The organism is Actinacidiphila yeochonensis CN732 (assembly GCF_000745345.1).
Classification (GTDB): domain Bacteria; phylum Actinomycetota; class Actinomycetes; order Streptomycetales; family Streptomycetaceae; genus Actinacidiphila; species Actinacidiphila yeochonensis.
This window is the reverse complement of the sequence record NZ_JQNR01000005.1, coordinates 606,624-628,401: the sequence shown is the minus strand read 5'-3', so window position 1 is coordinate 628,401 and position 21,778 is coordinate 606,624. Positions and strand designations below refer to the sequence as shown.

The window sequence follows — 21,778 nt, the reverse complement described above, 5'->3', positions numbered from 1 at the left end:
CGGGCGGCCGGGTGACGAGGCCGAGGCCGAGACCGGGGCCAGGGACAGGGACGGCAGGCCGGGTGACGAGGCAGGCGGCGGCGAACCGGGTGCCGGGACGGGGGGCGGCGGTCCGGGCGCCGTGGCGTTCGGGGAGCCTGCCGCCGAACCGGTGCTGCGGCTGGAGGCGGTGCGCAAGACGTACGGCGGCACGGTGGTGCTCGGCGGCGTGGACCTGGAGGTGCCCGCGCACACCGTCACCGTGCTGATCGGCGCCTCCGGCTCGGGCAAGTCCACGCTGCTGCGGTGCGCCAACCTGCTGGAGGAGGTGGACGACGGGGCGATCCACCTCGACGGGGAGGAGATCACCGACCCGCGCGCCGACCAGGACGCCGTTCGGCGCCGGATCGGCGTGGTCTTCCAGGCGTACAACCTCTTCCCGCACCTGACCGTGCTGGAGAACATCACCCTCGCGCCGCGCCGGGTGCACCGGCGGGCCCGGGCGGAGGCCGAGGCGCGGGCGCTCGAACTGCTCGACCGGCTGGGCCTGGCCGACCGCGCGGGCGCCTACCCGGACCGGCTCAGCGGCGGCCAGCAGCAGCGCGTCGCCCTGCTGCGGGCGGTGGCGACCCGGCCGCGGCTGCTGCTCCTGGACGAGATCACCGCCGCGCTCGACCCCGAACTCGTCGGCGAGGTGCTGGCGGTGGTGCGCGAACTGAAGGCCGAGGGCATGACGATGGTGGTGGCCACGCACGAGATGGCGTTCGCCCGCGAGGTCGCCGACCAGGTGTGCTTCCTGGACGGCGGCGTGGTGCTGGAACGCGGCACCCCGGAGGAGGTCTTCGGCGCGCCCCGGCAGCCGCGAACCCGGGACTTCCTGCGGCGCGTCACGGAGGCGGGCCGTCTGTAACCGCCCCGGGCCGTAACCGTCCTGGCCTGTAACCGCCCGGCTGCGATCGTCCTGGCCTGTGGCCGTCCCGCCCCCCTGCCAGTGCGAAGAGGGGCGGGAGGCGCGGCGGCTCAGGGTGTCGTGGGCGTCGTGGGCGTCGCGGCGGTCGGGGTGGCCGGGGTGGCGGTGGTTGTGGGGGTGGAGGAGGCCGGGGCCGGGGCAGGGGGCGCCGTCGCGGTCGGGGCCGTGGCGACCGTTGCCGTCGCGGCAGCGGGGGGCGGCGGGACCTTCGCGGTCACCTGTGTCCGCGTCCACATGGCGACGACCACGGCGGCGAACGACATGACGGTGGACTGCTGGTCTGGCGACCAGTGCAGGCCGAAGCCCACGGCGAGGGAGAGGCCCGCCTGCAGCAGGCCGAGGACCGCCGCACTTATGCCGTCGTGGACGCTGATCGCGGTGAGCAGGCCGACCAGCGCCGCGGCCACGGCGTTGACGGAGGCCTGCTGCTTGTCGCTGAGGTCGAGGCCGAACGCCGTGCCGAGCTTCACGGCGACGGCGAAGAGGGAGAGCCAGAGGGCGGGCTCCCTACCCCAAATGGTCTTCATACGGTGATCCGCTTCTGCTGGTCGTTCCGGTCCGGGTCCGCCCGGTGGCGGGGAGTGCTGCCGGGCATTGACTGCCCGCGGACGGCGACCGTACTCGTTCCCGCCGTGTCCGAACCGCCTGACGCCCCTTCTCCGTGGGTGAGTTGGCGGCTCGGGGGTTGCCGTCCCGCGCTACGGGGCGGGGCCGGTGCAGGGACGGGCGCTCCGTTCGGCCGAAAACGGTCCCACGTTCTGTTCAAGAGAAACCTCCCGGACACGCGAGCGGGCTACGATCCGCCCAAACCTGATCGGAACGCGCTGCGGAACGGTGCGTCGACTCCGACGCGCGTTCCTTCACCGCCCTCGGGTGACCGGATGAACGGCATTACGCGTAATAGGCGTTGGGGTCCTCCGGCTGCGTATCGGCGGTGCGGTGCGGTGCGGCGCTGCGGGCGCCGGTGGGTGCCGCAGGCCGGTACGCCGACGTCCACCGGGGACCCCGTGCGGCGGGGAGCGGCAGGGAGCGGCGGCCGGTCAGGGCGGGGCGGACGGCACGGAAGGGAGCCGGCGATCACACTTCGGGTCTGGCTGAGCAGCGCGGGGGTGGCCACCGCGCAGGTGATGCGGATGCTGCGGGAGAACCCGGACGGTACTGACGTCCGGGTGTACGCGACCAACGTCGACCCGGACGCGCCCGCGCTCCGGGCCGCCGACGTCGGCGGGGTGGAGCCGCGGTACGTCGGGGACGCCGTATACGGGGAGTTCGCACTCGACTTCTGCCGCCGGCACGGCGTCGACGTGCTGATCCCGCCGCGCCGGCTGTCCGCGCTGGCCGGGCTCGCCGACGCCTTCGCCGCCGTCGGGACGGCGCTGATGTGCTCCCCGCCCGCGGCCGTCGAGGTGCTCACCAGCAAGGTGCGTACCTACGAGGCCGCCGAGACCGCCGGGGTACCGGTCCCGCCGTGGCGGCGGGTGGCGGGCTCGGCCGGATTCCGCACCGCCGTGGAGGAGCTGGGCGCCGACGGTGAACGGCTGTGCTTCAAACCGGCCGGCGAGTTCTCCGCGTTCGGCTTCCGCGTGCTGGACGACGCGCCGCTGACGCTGCGGGACCTGCTGGCCGCGCCCGAGCCCGTCGTCTCCACCGCGGCGGTGGTGGACGCCTTGCGGCGCGCCGAGGACCAGGGCCGGGCCGTCCCGGAGTTCCTGGTGATGCCGTACCTGGACGGGCCGGAGGTGAGCGTGGACTGCCTCTCGCGGCCCGGGGGTTCGCTGCTGGTGGGCGTCGCCCGGGCCAAACACGGTCGCTACCGGCACCTGCTGGACGACCCGGCGCCGGTGGCGGTGGCCCGGAGGCTCGTCGGCCACTTCGGCCTCGCCTACCTGACCAACGTCCAACTCCGCTACCGGGCAGGTGAACCGGTGCTGCTGGAGGCCAACCCGCGCCCCTCCGCCGGGATCTTCCAGACCGCCTTCACCGGGCTGAACCTGCCCTGGGCCGCGGTCCGGCTGCTGCTCGACGGCGACACCGGCCCGCTGCCGGCCCCGCGCCTGGGCGGCCGGGTGGCGGTGACGGACGTCGCGGTCGACGCCGACGGCGCGGACGCGGCGACCGTGCGGACCGACCCGGAGGGACCGATCGCGGAACCCGTGCCCGTCGAGCCGTCCTTGCCGGGTGGGCCTGCCGCGCCTGCCGCTGTGCCAGCCGCTCTGCCTGCGGCTGTGCCTGCCGCGGTGCAGGTCGCGCTCACCGACGCCCTCCCGGCCGTCCCGGTCCCGGCGCGGGCACCACGTACGGAGCCGGCGGCTCCCCGGTACGAGCCGGCCGCCCGCTTCGGGCAGCCGCCACGGTACGAGGAGGTGGCCCAGGGCGGCGGCGCCCCGGCCGTCAACACCGTGGCACCTCCCTGGCACCCGACCGCGCCCGCCCTCCTCGCCGAGGACTGACGTTCCGACGCGAGACGGCTCGACGCCCGACCGCCCTGTGCCCGACCGCCCTGCGCCCCGCCGTCATCCGGCCGGGCGCAGGGCGCAGTAGTGGGTGAGTCGCTCGCGGGCGTCGGGGACGAACTCCTCTTTCGCCGCCCGGGCGTTCAGCTCCCGTCAGCCGTCCCAGCCGTCCCAGCCGTCCCAAGCGACCCGGCGGGACGGCCGCGGCCGGGGTCAGCGCGGCTGCTCCAGGTACACCACGTCGAGCCGGGCGAGCTGCTCCGGGTCGGAGAGGACGTCGACGGCCGTGATCCGGCCGCCGAGGAGGGTGAAGGCCACGAGCACCCGCAGCCGTCCGCCCGGTGCCCACGCCATCGCCGGGACCCCGCTGGCCAACACCGGCACCGCCGCTTTGGCCCGGCCGCTGAACACGCGCGCCACGGCCGTGCCGCCACGGGCCGGGACGGTGCCGTACCCGGCGGCCACCGCGTCCACCCGCAGCAGCGCGTCCGGGTCGAGCAGCCCGACCAGCGCCTCGAAGTCACCGTCCCGGGAGGCCGCCCGGAACGCCTCGACCACCTCGCGCTGCCGCCGCATGTCCGGTTCCGGGGAGCCGGGGGCGTCCGCCACCCGCCGCCGCGCGCGGCTGGCCAACTGCCGGGCGGCGGCCGGAGAGCGCTCCACGATCGGCCCGATGGCCTCGAACGGCACCGCGAAGAGGTCGTGCAGCACGAACGCCAGCCGCTCGGCGGGCCCCAGGGTGTCCAGCACCACCAGCAGCGCCCGGCCCACCGAGTCGGCGAGCACCGCCTGCTGCTCCGGGTCGCCCGCGGCGGCCGGCGGCCGCCCGCCGGCCGCCGCGTCCGCCTCGGGGGTCGCCACCGCCTCCCACGACTCCTCGCGCCGGGTGGCGCGCGAGCGCAGCAGGTTCAGGCAGATCCGGCCCACCACCGTGGTGAGCCAGGCCGTGAGGTCGCGTACCTCGGCGGCGTCCGCGCGGTCCAGCCGCAGCCACGCCTCCTGGACGGCGTCCTCGGCCTCGTCCGACGACCCGAGGACGCGGTAGGCCACCGCCCGCAGCCGGGGCCGCTCGACCTCGAACCGCTCGGCTAGGCCGCCACCCGCCCCGCCGCGCACCGGTCCGCCCGCCGCGTCCGCGTCCGAACTCGTACTCGTGTCCGAACCCGTACCCGCGTCCGCGTCCGTGCCCGGGTCGTCAGCCCCGGGGCCCGGCTGCCCGTCCCTGTTCCCCCGTGTCTCGTCCATCGCGACCAGTGTCCACCAGGCGGCCGCCGTGCGCGGTTGCTTGGCGGGGACGGCGGGACGGCGAGGACGGCCAAGAGAGCGAGGACGGCCAGGACGGCCAGGACGACGACGGCTCAGCCGCCGTTGACGTCGCGGATGTAGCGCACCCAGTCCCAGTTGGGCCCGGGGTCGGTGTGGTCGGTGCCGGGCACCTGCACGTGGCCGATGATGTGCTCGCGGTCCTTGGGGATGCCGTACTTGTCGCAGATCTCCGCGGTCAGGGCCGCCGACGCGTGGTACATGTCCGTGGTGAACCAGGACGGGTCGTCCACGTAGCCCTCGTGCTCGATGCCGATGCTGCGGGTGTTGTAGTCCCAGTTGCCGGCGTGCCAGGCGATGTCCTGCTCGCGCACGCACTGGTCGATGTGTCCGTCGGCCGAGCGCACCACGTAGTGCGCGCAGGCGGCGTGCGCCGGGTCCTGGAAGAGCGTGATGGTGTCGTCGAAGGTCTCCTGGGTGACGTGGATGACGACGAGGTCGATCGGATACGTCGCCGGCCGGTCGGAGACGGTGTAGTTGGCGGTGCTGGCCGGGGCCCAGGTGGCGCCCGGGTAGTCCACCGCGGTGGCGGCCGCGGCCGGTCCCGCACCGGTCCACAGGCCGCCGCCGAGCGCCGCGGCCGCCGAGGCGCCCAGTGCGAGCCCGCCGCGCAGCAGCGAGCGCCGGCCGGGGTCGGGAACGCGGACGGGGTCGGGGTCCGGGGCGTGAACGGCCTCGGCCGGGCCGAGGGGGAGGCCGGGGAGGCCGGGCGAGCCGACGGGGAGGGTGGTTCGAGGGGTTCCGGGGGTGCCGGGGCGTTCCATGGCAGGCTCCCTGAGGTGGCGTAATATGAGCGCGTGCATGACAAGAACGTCGCGCGAGCCCATCGTGGGGCCCGCTCCCCGGTCGTGCCAAGCGCTTCTCCGATCGGCAGAGGTCCATACCGCTGACGGTCGGCGCCGTCCGGTCGGCGCGCCGGGGTGGATCGCAGTCGTCCGCTCACCGTGGGTAGTGGTTCGCAGGGGTGTCTGATAACGACTGGCGCACGCTCATGTCACCGCCTGGCCACGCGGGATGACTCTTTTAGGGGCCGACATCCCCCGATGGCCGTATTGTGCTCGTCGCCAACTCTCCGATTCGGCTTGGAAAACCCTTCGGGCTCTATTAACGTTCGATAACGCAGCGCGGTCGTCAACGCCGCCGCCAAGGCGGCCGACCGTGCGCTTGCCGAATCCCGTCCGCGGGAACCGGGGACCCGAGAACATGGGGTGAATCGGGCAGCAACCAGGCCCGTAGGAGACCTTCTTCCTCCGAACCCGTCAGCTAACCCGGTAGGCGAGAGAGAGGGAAGGAGCGCGCCCCCGTGGCGTCCGACCAGCTTGCCTACGCCCCTGTCCGCACCGAGGGCGACACCGTCCAGGAGCGCGACGACATCCGGCTCCCCCGGCCGCGCGGCACCGTCCCCGGCGCCGCCTCCGCCCGCGCGGCGACCTTCGGCGCCGCCGGCCTTGCCGCCCCCGCCCCCGCGGCCCCCGGCACCGCGATCCCGCTGCCGGATGCCGCCCCGGCACCCGTTTCGTCGGCGCCCCGGCCTACGCCCCCTCGACCGCCGTCGCCGCTCAGCCGGCTCCGGTCGTCGAGGCCGAGGCCGAGGCAGTGTCCGAGCCTGAGTCTGAGCCTGAGGCCGAGGCCGAGGCCGAGGCCGCCGAGGGGCGGCAGGCCGACGCGTCCTCCGACCCCGGCGCGGCGCTGTGCGCACGCATCCTCGGCCAGGTCGCCGCCACTCGTGAGGCCGCCGCCCGCGCCGTCCGCGAGGAGGCCGAGCGGGTCGCCGCCGCGCAGGCCGCCCGTGAGGCCGCCGAGCGCCGGGTGCGCGAGCAGGCCGCCGCCGCGAAGGCCGCCGCCGAGGCGAAGGTCCGCGAGGAGGCCGAGGCCGCCGCCCGCGCCGAGGCCGAGCGGCTGGAGCGGTTCGCCGCCTCCTACATCAAGCCGGTCGCCGGTGCCACGCTGGGCGCCCGCTTCGGCGAGTCCGACCCGTGGGGCAACTTCCACGCCGGCCAGGACTTCACCGCCGCGACGGGCACCCCCGTCCACGCCGTCCACGGCGGCACGGTCAGCTCCGCCGGATGGGCGGGCAGCTTCGGCTACCGCGTCGTCGTCACCCTCGATGACGGCACCGAGCTGTGGTACTGCCACCTGTCCACCGTGGTCGCCACGGAGGGCCGGGTCACCACGGGCGACACCGTCGGCCGCGTCGGCGCCACCGGCAATATCCCCGCTCCCCACCTCCACCTCGAAGTCCGCCCGGCCGGCGGCGCCCCGGTGGACCCGCTGGAGTGGCTGCACGCGCACGACGCGGTGCTCTGATAGGAGGAGGCAGTAGGGCCCCGGTAAATGTGGGGCTCTACTACGTACTTCGGCTACGGCCTCTACCCGTCTACTCCGTCGGTACGGGGTACGACTGCAACTCGCTGGTGTCGAGGGTCCACGTACCGACAGCCACCTTGTCACCGAAGGCGTAGTCGTGACGGCCGCGGTACGTCGGCTCGCTCTCCCCAAAGCTCGGGTCGGTGAAGACGGTTACCGTGCTCGTGCGTGGGTCGATCACCAGGTAGGGGTCGATGCCCATGGCCGCATAGTCACGGACCTTGTCGATGTAGTCCGTGGTGTGGTTCGTGGGAGAGACGATCTCTACGACACATGCGACGTCCGCCGGGCTGAAGGCGGACATGATGCGGGCGGAGAATGCCTCGAAGGGAATCACGATCACGTCCGGCCGCCTGAGTCGGCCGATCGCGGCTTCTTCCACCTCGCCGCCGGTGTGGGCGACGAGGCCCGGCTCAATGGCGCGGTCCAGCTGCTGTCGAATCACGAAGGCGTTGAACTCGTGGGGTCGTGACGGCGGCGCCATCATGACGATGCCTTGGTCGGCGATCTCGTAGCCGCGCACCGTGTCAGGAGCGTGGTTCGCCAGTTCCTCAGCGATGGCGTGCAGGCGCTCGTAGTCCATAACGGCATCTTCCCGTGTGAACCACCCGGTTCGCCACCCGCTCCCGTCCGCCGGCCCTGGGATCAGGAGTCGCGGGGCGGGGCCGGCCACGGCGGCGGCTGGTACGGGTCCTTCGGCGCGGCGGACTGCGACGGCACGGGTTGCGACGGCACGGGTTGCGATGGCCCGGGTTCGGACGCGGCGGGTTGCGACGGCCCGGGTTCGGGCGCGACGGGTTGCGGGGGTATGGGTTCGGACGCCACGGGCTGCGGGGGTATGGACGGCGGTTGTGCGGGCCACTGGGGCCACTGGGGGGCCGCCTGGCGCGGCGGCGGGTACGGGGCCGGGCCCTGGGCGGCGTAACCCGCGTACGGGGCCGGGTGGAGCGCGTACGGGGCCGGGAAGCCCTGCTGCGGGCCCGGGGGGTAGGACGGGTACGGGGCCCAGGAGCCGTGGGGGCCCGGGAGTTGTGTGGGCCACAGGGGGCGGTCGCCGGTGAGCCGGGCGGCGTAGGCGAGCGCCGGGCCGGCCCAGGTCTTGCGGTGCCACAGGTGGGCCAGGAGTTCGGCCTCGCGCGCGGCGAAGTCGGCTGTGGGGGCCCCGCGTTCGGCGGCGTCCCGGAGGAACGCGAGGTGCGTGGCGAACTGGACGTAGTCGCGCACCGCCCGCCCGGCCTCCTCGCCCTGGAGCCGCCGGGCCTCGCGGCGCGCCTCGGCCCGCACGCGCATGGAGCCGAGCACGGCCGGCTGGTCCGGCGGCAGCCAGCCGGCCGCCGCGTAGGCGGGCAGCACCCGCCGGACGGTGCGCAGCCCCCGGGAGCGGGACCAGAACGCCAGCGACAGCACGAGCCCGAACACCGGCACCATCACGGCCACGTAGACGGTGAGGAAGCTGAGCGGGGACAGCTCCGAGGTGCCGTTCCAGGTGCCGTGCAGCACCATCGCCAGCATCCAGCCGCCCACCGGCGGTGCCCACCGCCAGCGCCACCGGCGCCCCGGCCGGACGGTGGCGGCCAGGGCGAACCCGAGGCCCGTCATGGACGTGAACAGCGGGTGCGCGAACGGCGTCATCACCACGCGCACGATGAAGGTGGCCGCGGTGGTGCCGACGCCGTCGCCGCCGACCGCCTTGTCCTCGTTGAACGCGCTGCCGAGGTAGAGGATGTTCTCGGTGAACGCGAACCCGGTGGCGGTCAGCCCGGCGAGCACGATCCCGTCGAGCAGCGACTCGAAGTACCGGCGGCGGGCCAGGAAGAGCAGCAGCAGCGCGGTGCCCTTCGCGCTCTCCTCCACCAGCGGCGCGACGAACATGGCGCCCCAGTGGTCGGACTGGGTCGGGGTGGCGGAGAGGGTGGAGGCCAGCAGCTTGGCGCCGTACTCGTTGGCGAAGATCGCCACCAGCGTGGCCGCGCACGCGCCCCACGAGAACGCGAAGGCGACGTTCTGCCACGGGCTCGGCGCCACGTGGTCGAACCAGAGGTAGCCCCACAGGATCAGCGGCACCGGCACCACGGCCAGCGCCAGGCCGACCACGAACGGCTCGGTGCCGATGTGGTGCCGCACCACCGCGAGGATCACCACCCCGCACACGGCCAGCGCCGTGAAGAGCCCGCCGGTGCGAACGGCCCGGCTCTCCCAGAACGGGCGCCGCGGCCGGTAGTGCACCGCCGCGGGCGCGGGCCCCGGGCCCGCGTCGGGGCCCCCGCCGGGGCCGTCCGGAGCCGGCGGATACGTGTACGACGTCACCCTGTGACAGTACGGGTGAGCACCGACGTTCCGCGAGGGTACGGGCGATCCCGACCGCCCGGGGCGGGAGTCCCGACCCGGGTCCCGTTCCAGGCCGGGTGCCCTTCCAGGCCGGGTGGCGTCAGACGCGGTCGAAGAGGAGGTCCCGCACCACGTGGCCCTTGGCCAGGCCCTGCCGCTCGAACTTGGTGACCGGGCGGAAGTCGGGGCGCGGGGCGAAGCCGTCGCCGTAACGGTTCACCAGGCCCGGAGCGGCCGTCAGCACCTCCAGCATCTGCTCGGCGTACGGCTCCCAGTCGGTGGCGCAGTGGACGGTGGCGCCGGGCCGCAGCAGCGGTGTGACCAGGGCCAGGAAGTGCGGCTGGATCAGGCGCCGCTTGTGGTGGCGCGCCTTGTGCCAGGGGTCCGGGAAGTAGACCCGCAGGCCGTCCAGCGAGGCGGGCGGCAGCATGTCCCGCAGCAGCACGATCGCGTCGCCGTTGGCCACCCGCAGGTTGCCCAGGCCCAGCCGGTCGGCGAGCGAGAGCAGGTTGCCCTGGCCGGGCGTGTGCACGTCGACGGCGAGGATGCCGGTGCCGGGCTCGGCCGCGGCCATCGCGGCGGTGGCGTCGCCCATGCCGAAGCCGATCTCCACCACGACCCGGGGGTCCGGGACGCCGAAGAGCTCCGCCAGGTCCAGCGGGGTGCCGTCCAGCTCCACGCCCCAGCGCGGCCAGTGCCGGTCGATCGCGGCGGCCTGCGCGACGGTGATCCGGCCGCGGCGGGCGTGGAAGGAGCGGATGCGGTGCTCCTCGCGCGAGCCGGCCGGGTCGGGGGAGGGCCCGTCGGGGAACCTCCGCGCGGCGTCGCGGGCCGGCGCCGCCGGTGCGGGCACCCCGGCGGTGGCCGGGCGTGCGGCGGCGGCCGTACCGGTGGGGGTGACGGCGTCGGACGTGGGGGTGGCGGCTGATGTGGACACGATGGGTCCGATTCTACGGGGGCGCGGCCCGCGGACCCCGCGACGCTGATCACACCCCGCGGCCCTGCCCCCACCCGCTACGGGGGCCGGTGCCGGGCGCGGACACGGTCTTCGGGAGCCTGCGCCCGGGAGGCTCGGCGCCGGGGCGGACGCGGGGGCGGTCCGGAGCTGTGCCGGGGCCGCGCCGGGCGCCGACGCCGGGGCAGTGCCTACGCCGGGGCGGCGAGCAGCGGGCGGGCGCGCTCGCGCAGGTCCAGCACCTGCGGGTCGTCGCTGTAGGGCTCCAGCCGGTGCAGCAGGTCGCGGACGTACTCGGTGGTGCGGGCCGAGGAGATCCGCCCGGCCACCTCGACCGCCTTGACGCCCGCCGCGCAGCACGCGTCGAGGTTGCCCGACTCCAGCTCGGCCACCGCCGACACCACCAGCCGCAGCCCGTGCGAGCGGACGAACTCCTCCGTCGGCCGGGCCAGCGCCTGCTCGGTGAACCGCCGCACCTGGCGGGGCAGCCGCAGGTCGCGGTAGCACTCGGCGGCGTCGGCCGCCAGCCGGTCGTAGGAGTAGAAGCCCAGCCAGCTCGGGTCCGCGTCGCCCTCCCGGGAGCGCTCCAGCAGCGCCTCGGCCGCGGCGATCGACGCCCCGCAGGAGGCCGCGTCCCCGGCCTTCGCGTGCGCCCGGGCCTCCACGAGGTGGAAGAAGCTCATGGTGCGGGAGGTGGCCAGGCCCCGGTTGCGCTCCAGGGCGGCCTGCGCGAGGTCCACGCCCTCGTCGGCGAAGTTGCGGTAGGTGGCCTGGAGCGACATCGACGCCAGCACGTAGCCGCCCAGCGGCACGTCGGCGGCGGCGCGGGCCAGCCGCAACGCCTGGATGTAGTACCGCTGGGCCGCCTCCTGCTGACCGGTGTCGAAGGCCATCCACCCGGCGAGCCGGGTCAGTTCGGCGGTGGCGCCGAACAGGGAGCGACCCACGTCGTCGCTGTAGGAGCCGAGCAGCAGCGGCGCCGCCTCCACCCGCAGGCACTCCGGCACCATGCCCGAACGCCAGTCGCCGCCACCGTACTTGGAGTCCCAGCGGCGCGCGTCGTCGGCCGCCTCGCGCAGCTTGGCCACGTCGGAGTGGCCCACGTGCGCCGTGCCGGGCGCGGGGGCGTGCCGGGCCACGGTGGCGTCGGCGGGGGTGATCAGCCAGCGTGAGGCGGGGGTGACGTAGGCGCTCACTGCGAAGGATCCGGCCAGGCTCTGCCAGATCCCCCCACCGGACGGACCGCGCCGTCCGGCGAGGTCCAGCCGCCACAGGTCGGTGGCCGATTTCACCGCCTCCCCGACGTCCCGGGGGAAGGCCAGACCGACCTCCGGGGCGGGATCGGCGTCGGCCAGCCCTATCTCGTGCAGCGGCACGGGACGGCCCAGCTTGCTGCCGATGGCGGCCGCTATCAGATGCGGGGCGGCGCCCTGGGGCACCATGCCCTTGGTGACCCAGCGGGCCACGGACGTCTTGTCATAGCGCAGCGTCAGGCCGCGTTGGGCGCCAAGGTCGTTGACCCTGCGGGCGAGTCCGGCGTTGCTGATGCCCGCCATGGCGAGAAGGGTGCCGAGCTTCTCGTTCGGCCCGCGGTGTTCTCTGTTCACTGCGGTTCACCTCGTGATGCCGCTGAGGGCAGGCCGGCCGGCCTGGGTCATGTCATGGGGCGCGGGCGTCGCCCTCCCCTTGGGTACGATCCGGCCACCGCGACGGCCGGAGTGCGGTCGACGTGGTGCGATTCCCGGACACCCGAGCCGCTCGTACGGGTGCGAACCGGGTACACCCAGCGTAGTTCGCCGCATCCCGACCGTTAAGAGCCTTGTGTCGGATGGCCGGAAACCGCCGGTTGCCCGCTCGCCGGCCGAGGTGCCGTACGGCCGTCCGGGGGAGCGTCGGGCGGTGCGGTCGCCGGCCCGCCGGTGGGTTCGGGCCGGCGTCCGGTCGCCCTCCGGGCCCCGGCTCGGCGGACGGTCCGGGGCGGCGCGGGCGGGCGCTCGGGGGAGGGGGCGGCGGGCACCACGGGCGGGGCAGCGCACGGCGCGGCGTGTGCTCCCGGTATATGCGGCCGTGCGCCCGGCCGTGCGCTCTGTGCCCGGCGGGCGGGTGGCGTTTGCATGGACTGCGTGGGTGGGCCCTGGGCCCTGCCAGGCGGCTATGGCGGGGTGAGCGGGCCATCGGGCCCCGCCGTCACCATCCCCGCGGGCGGCGGACCGGCCCGGGCGGCGTACTGGCGTCTCCCGGGCCGATGCCCGCGGTGTCGCTCCGTGACGGGACGCGCCCCCTGGGGCCGGCCCCCGCGGACGCTCCGTAACCGCCGCCGAGGCTCCCGGCCGCTCCCTGCGGCCGTCCGAACCGCCCGCCGACGGCCCGCGGGCGCCCGTCCGGCGGTCGGACTTCCGGCGCCGGCGACCCGATTCCCCGCCTCCGCATACCGCGCCGTCCGCCTCGCCGGCCGCCGCGCCGACCGTTCGGCGGACCGTCCTGGACCCCCCGCGCGGGCATATCACCTCCGGCATGTGCCGCGGACTTTGGCGCGAACCCGTTGGTGCGAGGGCGGCGGCCGCCCGCCTGCCGGGCGCCTGCCGGGCGGTTCCGGGCCGGTCCTCCGGACGCCGCCGAACGGTAGGCGGGTGGCGGGGGGTTGTGCGTCGACGTGGCTGCGCTGCGTCGATGCCGGTCAGGAACGGTCGGTGGGTGATCTGGATCGCTCCGGATTGATCTGTATCGGTCCGTAGGTGGTCGGGAACCGTTGAGAGCTGTCGGGAGCTGTCTGGAGTGGCCGGGTGGTGCCAACGGTGCGAGCGTGTGCCTGCGGGGTCGGTCAGGACGGCGAGTCGTCCGCCGGTGTCGCGCCGGACGGAGTCGGTGGTGCCGGTGGTGCCGGTGGTGCCGGTGGTGCCGGTGGTGCCGGTGGTGCCGGACGGTGTCGTACGGCTCCGGACGGAGTCGGACAGAGGTCGGCGCGCGCGGGCCGACGTAGCGCTTCCGGCTCGGCGGGGTTGCCGACACCGTCCGTCCGTGCGGTCCGTCCTGCCGCCTGCGGCGGGTGGTTGACGCTTCCGGGCTCGATCCGACGGTGCGGGACGGGCGGTCCGGGTCGCGAGTGGCTGGCCGGTTGGCCGTCGCCTGTCGCGCGGACGCGGGCCGATCGCCAACTGACGGGCTGTCGAGAACGGCCGAACTGCCGCCGCCGGCCCCTTCGGCAGGGCCGTCGGCGCACGACCCGGCGCGCGATGCGGCCCCCGTGCGCCTCGTCGCGCGCTTCCGCATGGCAGCATGGTCTTCCGGGCGTCCAGGCGTGGCGGCCGGCTGGTCCCAACGGCGGAGTGGCGCGGCGTCGGCCGCGCCGGCTGTCCACAGCCTGTGGAGGCGGCGATGCGGTGGTTGGTGGGGTGGAGCAGTGCCACCGCGAGTCCCCTTTCCGGCTCGCGCGGCCGCGGTCTCCAACCGGTGGGCGCGCGCCTGCTCTGGAACGGCCCCGATCCGCTGTGGGCGGTCGGCGACTGGCGCCCCGACGAGCTGCGCGTCATCCACGCTGACGCCGGATCGTCCTCCAGCGCCCGTACGGCGTACGGCAGTTCCGACGGCTCCACCGCCTACGGCGCCGGCGCGGGCTCCTACGGCGGCCACGACGGCCCGCATGACCGCGGCTACGGCTACGGCGGGGGCTCCGCGAACGGCTCGGCGGGCCCGGGACCCGACGGCTCCGCGCCCGCTTCCCCGTACGACTCCTGGGGTGGTTCGGACGGCATGTACGGGGCCGGGCACGGCAGTTCGTACGGCGGCTCGTCGGGCGGTTCGTACGGCGGTTCGTACGGCGGTTCGTACGGCGGGGTGGCCCGGCTGGCGGTGCTCGGCCGGTGCGGGGCGAGCGACGCGCAGTTGCGGCTCGGCCTGGTCGCCGCGCGCGGCGGGGCGCTGCGGCACGTCACCGCCTGGCCCGGCAGCTACACCGCGGTGCTCCAACTCGGCCGCCGCATCACCGTTCTGGGCGACCTCGCCGGCGCCCGTCCCGTCTTCCACACCCGCTGGGCGGGCGGTACCGCCTACGCCACCGCCGCCCTGCCGCTGGCCGACCTGATCGAGGCCGGCCTCGACGTCACCCACCTCGCCGCGACCCTCGCCTGCCCCGACGCGCCCGAGGCGCTGCTCGACGGCACCCCCTACCTCGGGGTCCGCCGGGTGCCGCCGGGCCACGCGCTGATCCTGCGCGACGGAGCCCCCGAGGTGACCGGGTACGAGCCGACCGCGCCGATGGCCGTCGGTACCCAGCCCGTCACCGCCGCCGACACCGAGGCCGCCGTGGAGGGGGTCCGCGACGCCCTCGTCGAGGCGGTACGGGCGCGGCTGGCCACGCCCCGGTTCGTACCCGACCCGGAGGAGGACGCCGCCGCCCCCGGCATCGGCGCCGACCTCTCCGGCGGCAGCGCCTCGGCCACCCTCGCGCTGCTGGCCGCCGGGCTGCCCGGCATGCCCGGCACGCTGCCCGGCGCCCCCGGCTCGCTGGCCGGCGAACGCCTCCTCGCCGTCACCTTCAACGACCTCGTCGGCGCGCCCGGCGGCCCCGGCGGCGGTCGCGGCGCCGAACTGGAACGGGCCCGCGAGATGGCCGCCGACCCGCGGCTGCGGCACGTGGTGGTGGCCGGCGGGCCCGAGGCACTGCCGTTCGCGGACCTCACGGGCGGCGGGGCAGGCGCGGCGGGGGGCCTCGGCATCCTCACCGACGAGCCCGGCGCCGTCCTGGTCAGCGCCGAGCGCCACCGCCGCCGGCTGGCCGCGGGCGGCGCCGACCACTTCATCGGCTGGGGCGCCCGCCAGGTCCTCGACGCCCACCCGGCCCGCCTCGCCGACCTGCTCATGGACCGCCGGCGCCGCCACCTGCTGCGCCCGGTCGCCGCGCTGACCCGCGCCGACGGCGGCAGCGTCAGCGGGCCGCTGACCGCCGTCACCGTGCCCGTCACCGTCTACCGCGCGGCGCGGCGACTGGCCCGCACCCCGTACCGGCAGGGCGTCGAGGACGCCGCCGCGGCCCTCCTCCGCCACGACTTCGGCCCCCCGGGTGGCCCGGGGGCGCTCACCGCCTCGCTGGCCGCGATGGCCTGGGTGCGGCCGGGCCCGGCTGCGGCCTGGCTCACCAGCGAGGCACTGGCCGAGGTCTCGGTGCGGCTCCAGGAGGCCACCCGCCGCCCCTGGCCGCTGGAACGTCCCGGCGAGCGGCGCGCCCGCGCCGCACTGGCCCGCAACGCCGCCGACTTCCGGGTCCTGGAGCAGGCCGCGGCGGTACCCAGCCAGCGGCTGCACGCGCCCTTCCTGGACAACCAGGTCGTCCGCGCCTGCCAGGCCCTGCCCGACGCCCTGCGGGTGCGCCCCGACGCCCGCGCCGACGTGCTCCGGGTCGCGCTCTCCGGGGCCGGGGTGCACCGGCTGCCACCGGGCTGGGGCGGCTCGGGCGGCTCGGCGGTCGTCGAGGCGGCCACCCGGGTCGGCCTGCGGGCGGCGCTCGACCCGGTGCTCGACCTCTTCGACGCGCCGCTGCTCGCCGACGCGGGCCTGATAGACGCCCGGGTCGTCCGCTCCGCCCTCCACACGGCCGCCAACGGCACACCCGACCTCTCCACCCTGGAGGGACTGGGCGAACTCGTCGCCACGGAGCTGTGGCTGCGCCGCCTCCTGGCCCGCCGCGGCTCGTGCTGGACGGGCACAGACGCCCCCGAGCAGCGCGCCGTCCCCCGCGGCGTCCAGCGGCTGACGCTGTAGCGGCGTCGGGGGCCGCCTCGGCGTCTTCGGCGGGGGGCGCGGGGCCTTCGGCGTCTTCGGCGGGGGCTCGGGGCCTTCGGTGGGGTGGGGCTCGGGGTCATCGGCGGGGTGGGGCTCCGGCTCATCGGCGGGGTGGTGCCTTCGATGGGGTGGCCGGGGCGTCGAGTGGCCGTGGGGGGCGGTCGGCGGCGGGATGTCCGTGCGGTCCCGCAGAATGGGGTGGCGGACGGCGCGGCTGACCGGCCGGCGGACGTGGATCGGGAGCGTGGACGGATGAGCGTGTGGGACGACGTGGTGGGCCAGCCACGCGTGGTCGCCGAACTGACAGCGGCGGCGCAGTCGGCCGACGCGCTGATCGAGGCCGAGCACACCGCCGCCGCGTCCCCGGGCGTCCAGGACGTCCCGGGCGGGCTGGACGCCGCCGGCGGCCTCGCGGCGGTGACGGCTTCGGCAGGGTCCGGCGGAGCCGTCGGTCCCGAGAGCGCGCGGCCCACCGCCTCCCGGATGACGCACGCCTGGCTCTTCACCGGCCCGCCCGGCTCGGGGGGCGCCACCGCCGCACGCGCCTTCGCCGCCGCCCTCCAGTGCACCAGCCCGGACCGCAAGCTCGGCGCGCCCCCCGGCTGTGGATTCTGCGACGGCTGCCACACCGCGCTGATCGGCACCCACGCCGACGTGGAGACGGTCCGCACCGACCTGCTGACCATCGGCGTCAAGGAGACCCGCGACCTGGTCCGCCGCGCCTCCCTCTCCCCGGCGGGCGGGCGCTGGCAGGTGATCGTCCTGGAGGACGCCGGCCGGCTCACCGAGGGTGCCGCGAACGTCCTGCTCAAGGCCGTCGAGGAGCCCGCCCCCCGTACCGTGTGGCTGCTGTGCGCGCCCTCGGTGGAGGACACGCTGCCCACCATCCGCTCCCGGTGCCGCCTGCTCACGCTGCGCACGCCCGCCCCCGAGGCCGTCGCCGAGGTGCTGACCCGCCGCGACGGGATCGACCCTGACCTGGCCGCCCGCGTGGCCCGCGCCACCCAGGGCCACATCGGGCGGGCCCGGCGTCTGGCCACCGACGAGGACGCTCGCGCCCGCCGCGCCGAGGTGCTGCGCCTCCCGCTGCGTGTCAGCGACGTCGGAGGCTGCCTGCGGGCCGCCCAGCAACTGGTGGACGCCGCGGCCGAGGACGCCAAGGCCGTCGCCGAGGAGCTCGACGCCAAGGAGACCGAGGACCTGCGCGCCGCTCTCGGCGCGGCCACCGGCGGCCGGATGCCGCGCGGCACGGCCGGAGCGATGAAGGACCTCGCCGACCGCCAGAAGCGCCGCTCCACCCGCACCCAGCGCGACACCCTCGACCTGGCCCTGACCGACCTCGCGGGCTTCTACCGCGACGTCCTCAACCTCCAGCTCGGCGCCCCCGCCGAGCGCGTCGCCAACGCGGAGGCGCTCGACGGCATCGAGCGTGTCGCCTCCTCCTCCCGCCCCGAGCAGAGCCTGCGCCGCATCGAGGCGATCCTCGCCTGCCGCGACGCCCTCGACCGCAACGTCGCACCCCTCCTCGCCGTCGAAGCCATGACCCTCTCCCTCCGCGCCGGCTGAGCCGCGGAGGGCGCTGGAGCCCGCTGCAGTCCGCTCGGGTCGAGCGCCGGCTCACCCCGCAGCGGGTCAACCGACGTGTACGGACGGCGTACGGACGAAGCAGCGGGGAGAGGCCGGCTCACCCACGGCGGGTCAACCGACGTCCCGCCCTGCTCCTGCGCTGACTGCGTCCAACGGGCCGGCTCATCCCGCAGCGGGTCAACCGACAGGCCCGATGTGCTGCCTTCGGGTGATCAGGGAACTCCGTACGCTCCGGCTCCCCGACCGGCGGCCCGCACCGTTGCAAGGTGCAGGCAGCGACCCCGCCGTCCGCCGTGTCCCCGCGGGGCCGCAGCCGTCCGAAGGGGCTCGCCGTGGCCTGTGCCGTCCTGTTCCTCCTCCTCGTCATGGCCGTCGGAGCGGCCTTGCTGTTCGCGCTGCGGGCGCTGCGGCACTGGCACGGGGAGCGAGCCGGGCGGGCGTACGAGCTGCCCGTCGACCGCCGCGGCACCCTGTGGCGGGCCGGCGTGTCGGGAGCCGCCACGCTGGCCGCCGTCGGCCTGGCCGTACCGCTGCTGAACGGGCCCGGCTTCCGCGCGGGCTTCGGAACAGGACCGGCGGCCGGACCCGCGTCCGCCCGGCCCGTGGCCGCGCGCCATGACCTGGCGCCGCCGCCGGCACCGACCGTCCGCGCGCCGTCCGCCTCCGCGTCCCCGGTGTCCGAGGCCCGAACGCTGGGCCATCCTGCCCACGGCACGCTCCAGCTCCTCCGCGACGGCACCCGCGTCTGGCTGCCGCCCCACTACTCCTCTCCTTCCGCTCTCGGTGTCGCCTATCCCGTCGCCCTCGTCCACGCCACCGCCGCGGACGACCTCGGCCTCTACGCCGCCTTCGCCGCTCAGGTAGCCCGCGGCCAGGCCGATGCCTTTCTCCTCGTCACGCCTCCCACCTGTGCCTCCGATGCCGGTGCGGTGCTCGCCGAAGTCGGCTCCCGCTACCGGGCGTTGAACGTGCGTACCGCCCGCGGCCTGGTCGGCGTCGGACCGCTGGCACTCTGCGCCATCCGGGAGGCGCTGGCGGACCGCAGCCGTTACGGTGCCGCCGCCGGAGTCTCCGGCACCTACCCCGGCCTGGCCGCGCCCGTCGGCCCGTACCCGGCGCTCCTCCTGGCCGTCGGCGCCGACCAGCCCGGTGCGCGGGCCTCCGCCGACCGTCTCCGGACCGCCCTGCACCCGCGGGGCGACCACGTCCGGCTGCTCGACGGCGCGGCCGACCACGACGCCCTCTTCCGGGACGTCGCCACCTACCTCACCGAGAAGCTCGACGGCCCGTCCCGCACCTCCCACCCACCCCGGACGCCGCCGGCCTCCGCACCTTCCCGGGCAATGCGGCCCCGGACCAGCCCGCTCCCGCCCCACCGACCCGGAACTGCCGGCCACACCCCGACAGCCCACATCCGGCCCGATCACCCCGCCACCTCCGCCCACCCGGCCCCCGTCACCGGCGGAGCCCACAGCGGCCCGGCCTCCCACACCGCCACCTCACCCCACGCACCCTCCCGCGCTGCCAGGCAACCCGCCGCGCACACCCCAGCCCGCACCCCAGCCCGCACCCACGCCCCTACCGCCGCCGCCCGTCCACCCGCGCGGGCGCCATCCCACTCCCACACCACGAACCACCCCTCGCCCACCACCGCGAAACCCTCCTCGTCCCACCCGCTCAACCGCTCGCCGAACCGCTCGGCGCCCCGTTCCCCGGCCCATTCCGCGCCCCGTTCCCCGACCCACTCAGCGACGCACTCCTCCGCCGACTCCTCGCACCGCTCCGCGAACCCCGCGGCCCACTCCGCACCCGACCTCGCGAGCGCCCACACCCCGGCGATCCGCTCGCTCATCCGTTCAATTCCCACCTTCCACCCCGTCACACCGAAAAACCAGCTGTAAGCATCTGAATCACTCGAAAGGCGACACGGCAGCCGGTCCTGGGAGCCCGCCTCCGGATACGCTCGGGCACATCCAACGGGAGGACCGAGCCGCCAATGCCCGCCGCCACGAACGCCCTACGCCTGCTGCGCACCCCCGCCACCGCCCTCGCGGTGGCGGCGCTGCTCCTGACCGCCTGCTCGGGAGGGGGCGGCCACCGGGCCGCGGCCTCGGCGCCCCCGGCCAGCGGCGCGACCGCCGCGCAGGCGTCCGGCACCCCGTCGCCCTCCCCGGACCTCTCCCGCTACTACGAGCAGAAGCTCGACTGGCAAGGCTGCGGCGGCGCCGGCTTCCAGTGCGCCACCATGAAGGTGCCGCTCGACTACGCCCACCCCGACGCGTCCGACGACCTCAAGCTCGCCGTCTCCCGCAAGAAGGCCACCGGCACCGGCAAGAAGCTCGGCTCGCTCCTCGTCAACCCCGGCGGACCAGGCGGTTCGGCCATCGACTACCTCAGCTACGCCGCCTTCGGGTACCCCACCGCCGTGACCTCGCGCTACGACATGGTCGCCGTCGACCCGCGCGGCGTCGCCCGGAGCGCACCGGTGGAATGCCTGTCCGACAAGCAGATGGACGCCTTCACCGCCGTCGACACCACCCCCGACAACGCGCACGAGATCTCCGCCCTCGCCACCGCCGACCGCTCCTTCGCCAAGGGCTGCGAAAGCCGCTCCGGCAAGCTGCTGCCCCACGTGTCGACCGTCGACTCCGCCCGCGACATGGACGTCCTGCGCGCGCTCCTCGGCGACAAGAAGCTCACCTACGTCGGCAAGTCCTACGGCACCTTCCTCGGCGCCACCTACGCCGGGCTGTTCCCGAAGAACGTCGGCCACCTGGTGCTGGACGGCGCGATGGACCCCTCGATCGACGCCCTCCAGAGCAGCCGCACCCAGGCCGGCGGCTTCCAGGTGGCGTTCGACGCGTTCGCCAAGGACTGCGTGCGGCGCGCGGACTGCCCGCTCGGCACGACCTCCGCGACGGACGCGGGCAAGCGCCTCGACGCCATGTTCGCCTCGCTGGACGCGCACCCGCTCAAGACCGGCTCCCTGGGCCGCCCCCTCACCGAGGCCCTGGGCTTCGCGGGCGTGCTCACCGCGATGTACGACCAGTCCACCTGGCCCACCCTGCGTGAGGCGCTGACCGCCGCGAAGAAGGGCGACGGCGCGCAGCTGCTGAAGCTCTCCGACAGCTACTTCGAGCGCGACGAGGACGGTAAGTACAGCAATCTGATGTACGCCAACGCGGCTGTGAACTGCCTCGACCTCCCCCCGGCGGCGAAGTCCCCGGCCGCGGTCGAGAAGGCGATCCCGTCCTTCGAGAAGGCGTCCCCGACCTTCGGCAAGGCCCTGGCCTGGTCCTCGCTGAGCTGCGCGTACTGGCCCGTCCACCCGACCGGCCAAGCCGCGAAGATCACCGCCAAGGGCGCGGCCCCCATCCTGGTCGTCGGCACCACCCGCGACCCCGCCACGCCCTACGGCGAGGCCCAGTCCCTGGCCTCGCAGCTCTCCTCCGGCCACCTGCTGACCTACGACGGCGACGGCCACACCGCCTACGCGCGCGGCTCCACCTGCATCGACGACGCCGTGAACGCCTACCTCCTCAAGGGCACCGTCCCCCCGGCCCACAAGACCTGCACCTGACCAGCGTCCACCCCCCAGGCCGGGGCTCCTCGGCCCCACCTCGGCCCCACGTCGGGCGCTCGTACGGAGCACCCCGCAGAACCCTGTAGACTTTCCCCCGCTGCGCCTGCCACCCTCGGTGGCAGCCCCCGCAGTACCGGTGCGACCCACAAGGCCGTACCAAGCCGCCTTAGCTCAGTTGGCCAGAGCAACGCACTCGTAATGCGTAGGTCTCGGGTTCGAATCCCGAAGGCGGCTCCATGGTGAACCCCAGGTCAAGCCTTTGACCTGGGGTTTCTTGGTGTTATTGGCCTTGGAAGCTGGGTAAATCGGGCACCGTCCGTCTGTGCATCGTAATGCGTAGGTCGGAGGTTCGGTTTCTGTGACGAGATCGACGATCCAGCACTCTGACCTGGCCTTTTTTCTGCTCGTAGAGGATGGATCATGCTGGCGGAAAGTATCCCGGTGGACACCCGGTG

14 protein-coding genes, 1 tRNA gene and 1 riboswitch are annotated in these 21,778 nt (G+C 75.3%); of the genes, 8 read left to right on the top strand and 7 right to left on the bottom strand.

Features of this window, described 5'->3' with window-relative positions:
• Positions 1 to 121: 121 nt before the first annotated feature.
• On the top strand, positions 122 to 889 hold the full coding sequence (locus BS72_RS14565) for an amino acid ABC transporter ATP-binding protein (protein WP_232792613.1): 768 nt from the start codon (positions 122 to 124) through the stop codon (positions 887 to 889).
• A gap of 110 nt (positions 890 to 999) precedes the next feature.
• On the opposite strand, the gene BS72_RS14560 is transcribed toward BS72_RS14565, so the two are convergent.
• The gene (locus BS72_RS14560; RefSeq protein ID WP_051951117.1) at positions 1,000 to 1,476 is read right to left on the bottom strand and encodes a hypothetical protein; all 477 of its coding nucleotides are present in this window, start codon (positions 1,474 to 1,476) and stop codon (positions 1,000 to 1,002) included.
• Between the two features lie 582 nt (positions 1,477 to 2,058).
• On the opposite strand from BS72_RS14560, the gene BS72_RS14555 reads away from it, so the two are divergent.
• The gene (locus BS72_RS14555) at positions 2,059 to 3,399 is read left to right on the top strand and encodes an ATP-grasp domain-containing protein (RefSeq protein WP_063836073.1); all 1,341 of its coding nucleotides are present in this window, start codon (positions 2,059 to 2,061) and stop codon (positions 3,397 to 3,399) included.
• 216 nt (positions 3,400 to 3,615) lie between these two features.
• Here BS72_RS14555 and BS72_RS14550 read toward each other — a convergent pair whose 3' ends face one another.
• Both BS72_RS14550 and BS72_RS14545 read right to left on the bottom strand, forming a co-directional pair.
• Positions 3,616 to 4,647 (bottom strand): sigma-70 family RNA polymerase sigma factor, encoded by a 1,032-nt coding sequence (locus BS72_RS14550; RefSeq protein ID WP_078901367.1) that lies wholly within the window; start codon positions 4,645 to 4,647, stop codon positions 3,616 to 3,618.
• Positions 4,648 to 4,760: 113 nt separating this feature from the next.
• Positions 4,761 to 5,489 carry an N-acetylmuramoyl-L-alanine amidase gene (locus tag BS72_RS14545; RefSeq protein WP_078901366.1) on the bottom strand — a complete coding sequence of 243 codons (729 nt, stop codon included), beginning with the start codon at positions 5,487 to 5,489 and terminating at the stop codon, positions 4,761 to 4,763.
• A 391-nt stretch (positions 5,490 to 5,880) separates the two neighbouring features.
• Positions 5,881 to 6,018: riboswitch (cyclic di-AMP (ydaO/yuaA leader) on the top strand.
• A gap of 303 nt (positions 6,019 to 6,321) precedes the next feature.
• Between BS72_RS14545 and BS72_RS14540 the strand changes: the two genes are divergently transcribed.
• Positions 6,322 to 7,032, top strand: a complete 711-nt coding sequence (locus BS72_RS14540) for a M23 family metallopeptidase (RefSeq protein ID WP_051951116.1) — start codon at positions 6,322 to 6,324, stop codon at positions 7,030 to 7,032.
• Positions 7,033 to 7,102: 70 nt separating this feature from the next.
• Here the strand turns inward: BS72_RS14540 and BS72_RS14535 are convergent, their stop codons facing one another.
• From BS72_RS14535 to BS72_RS14520, 4 genes are all read right to left on the bottom strand, one after another.
• A complete protein-coding gene (locus BS72_RS14535) occupies positions 7,103 to 7,675 on the bottom strand; it encodes a Uma2 family endonuclease (RefSeq protein ID WP_037915851.1) in 573 nt (190 codons plus the stop codon).
• Between the two features lie 62 nt (positions 7,676 to 7,737).
• Positions 7,738 to 9,399, bottom strand: coding sequence for a PrsW family glutamic-type intramembrane protease (locus tag BS72_RS14530; RefSeq protein WP_063836072.1), 1,662 nt, complete (start codon positions 9,397 to 9,399; stop codon positions 7,738 to 7,740).
• A 121-nt stretch (positions 9,400 to 9,520) separates the two neighbouring features.
• Entirely contained in the window at positions 9,521 to 10,357 is an 837-nt protein-coding gene (trmB, locus tag BS72_RS14525; protein WP_037910929.1) for a tRNA (guanosine(46)-N7)-methyltransferase TrmB, read from the bottom strand.
• Between the two features lie 209 nt (positions 10,358 to 10,566).
• Positions 10,567 to 11,982: a hypothetical protein gene (locus BS72_RS14520; protein WP_037910926.1), complete on the bottom strand. Its 1,416-nt coding sequence runs from the start codon at positions 11,980 to 11,982 to the stop codon at positions 10,567 to 10,569.
• 1,768 nt (positions 11,983 to 13,750) lie between these two features.
• On the opposite strand from BS72_RS14520, the gene BS72_RS14515 reads away from it, so the two are divergent.
• The 5 genes from BS72_RS14515 to BS72_RS14495 all read left to right on the top strand — a co-directional run bounded on the left by BS72_RS14515 (position 13,751) and on the right by BS72_RS14495 (position 21,560).
• On the top strand, positions 13,751 to 16,132 hold the full coding sequence (locus BS72_RS14515; protein WP_037910924.1) for a hypothetical protein: 2,382 nt from the start codon (positions 13,751 to 13,753) through the stop codon (positions 16,130 to 16,132).
• Positions 16,133 to 16,405: 273 nt separating this feature from the next.
• Positions 16,406 to 17,719 carry a DNA polymerase III subunit delta' gene (locus BS72_RS14510; protein ID WP_037910922.1) on the top strand — a complete coding sequence of 438 codons (1,314 nt, stop codon included), beginning with the start codon at positions 16,406 to 16,408 and terminating at the stop codon, positions 17,717 to 17,719.
• 353 nt (positions 17,720 to 18,072) lie between these two features.
• Complete coding sequence (locus BS72_RS14505) at positions 18,073 to 19,641, top strand: hypothetical protein (RefSeq protein WP_157856234.1); 1,569 nt, start codon at positions 18,073 to 18,075, stop codon at positions 19,639 to 19,641.
• Between the two features lie 95 nt (positions 19,642 to 19,736).
• Positions 19,737 to 21,320: an alpha/beta hydrolase gene (locus tag BS72_RS14500; RefSeq protein ID WP_037910920.1), complete on the top strand. Its 1,584-nt coding sequence runs from the start codon at positions 19,737 to 19,739 to the stop codon at positions 21,318 to 21,320.
• 163 nt (positions 21,321 to 21,483) lie between these two features.
• A tRNA-Thr gene (locus tag BS72_RS14495) sits at positions 21,484 to 21,560 on the top strand.
• The last annotated feature ends 218 nt before the right edge of the window (positions 21,561 to 21,778 follow it).